This is a genomic window from Mesorhizobium sp. M1322 (assembly GCF_040318085.1).
GTDB lineage: Bacteria > Pseudomonadota > Alphaproteobacteria > Rhizobiales > Rhizobiaceae > Mesorhizobium.
The window spans coordinates 1-1,464 of the sequence record NZ_JAMYLP010000203.1; the positions used below are offsets into that span (position 1 = coordinate 1).

A 1,464-nucleotide genomic window follows, 5' to 3' on the forward strand; every position below is an offset into this window, starting at 1 on the left:
GGCATGATGGGGTGGACGGCGCCCGACGGCATCGAATGTGCCAGAGTGAGGTCGTATGAGATCTCAAACAAGGGAGCCGTCCGTGGAACAGGTTATCCGCATTGGCATGGATACGTCCAAGAGTGTTTTTCAATTGCACGGTGTCGACGCTTTGGAGCGGCCTGTGCTGATCCGCAAGCTGCAGCGACGTGGGGTCGTTCCGTTCTTCGCCAAGTTGGCGCCGGTGAAGGTCGGGCTTGAGGCGTGCGGCGGCTCGCATCACTGGGCGCGCACGCTGTCGGCATTGGGCCACGATCCGGTGCTGATGGCGGCTCAGCACGTGAAGGCCTATTTGCGGCGCGGCAAGCACGACGCGGCCGATGCGGAGGCGAACTGCGAGGCGATGAGCCGGCCGAGAACCCGCTTCGTGGCGGTGAAGAGCGTCGAGCAGCAGGCGGGTCAGATGCTGTTTGGGGTGCGCGAGCAAATGGTTCGGCGGCGCACGCAGCTTTCCAATGCGATCCGCGGCCATGCGGCCGAGTTCGGACTGGTGGCTGCGAAGGGCCTTGCCCATGTCGAGCCGCTGCTGGCCCGCGTTGCAGCCGATGATGGCGTGCCGGCGCTGGCACAGGAGCTGTTCGACATGCTCGGCGAGGAATACCGCGCCACCTGCACCCGGCTGGCGGCGCTTGAGAAGAAGCTGGTGGCCCATTACCGCCAAGACGAGACCGCACGGCAGCTGGCTGCGATGCCCGGCGTCGGGCCGATCGGGGCAACGCTGCTCGGCATCAAGGTCGGCGACGCAACAGCGTTCAGGTCGGGACGCGACTTCGCGGCATGGCTGGGGCTGACGCCGAAAAACCACTCGACGGCCGGCAAGACCCGGCTGGGGGTGATCACGCGGGCCGGCGACGAGATGCTGCGGCAGGTGCTGGTGGTGGGTGCGACGGCACACATCCAACAGGTGCGGCGCGGCCGCATCGCGGCCTCGCCGTGGCTGGCCGCGCTGCTTGCACGCAAGCCGCCAAAGCTGGCGGCGGTGGCGCTGGCAAACAAAAACGCCCGCATCGCCTGGAAGATGATGGTGACGGGCGAGCCATACCGTTGCGACCAAGCGGGCAGTTTGGCACCGGCCTCGCCGCGGTCAAGGCCGTCCGGCGCCGCCTGCGGCGGTGGCCTGCGGCCAGCCTTGACCGCGGCTCCGTCCGACGCCGCCATGCCCTGACTGGTCGCAACGGAGAGACACCGGGAATACAAGCGCTTGCAACGGAAGGAAGATGGCGTGATCGATCGATCCGTGACGCGCGAAACTCCGAGGGATCCATTGGCCGACGGAAACCGCTGGCATGATTGGAACGGGCGTCGCGAAACCCACCTTGGCCAGCGGCCGAAACGACCGCACCAACAGGCCGGACATATGGACGCAAGCGATCGAAACTGCCTGACGCCAACCATTGCAGACAGGGCGCCGTCCACATATGGATC

At 66.5% G+C, this 1,464-nt stretch carries 1 pseudogene; it reads left to right on the top strand.

What is annotated here, in order from left to right:
* Nucleotides 1-82: 82 nt before the first annotated feature.
* Nucleotides 83-1,096 (top strand): annotated as a pseudogene (locus tag NKH12_RS30385) (IS110 family RNA-guided transposase); the annotation flags it as partial.
* Nucleotides 1,097-1,464: the final 368 nt, after the last annotated feature.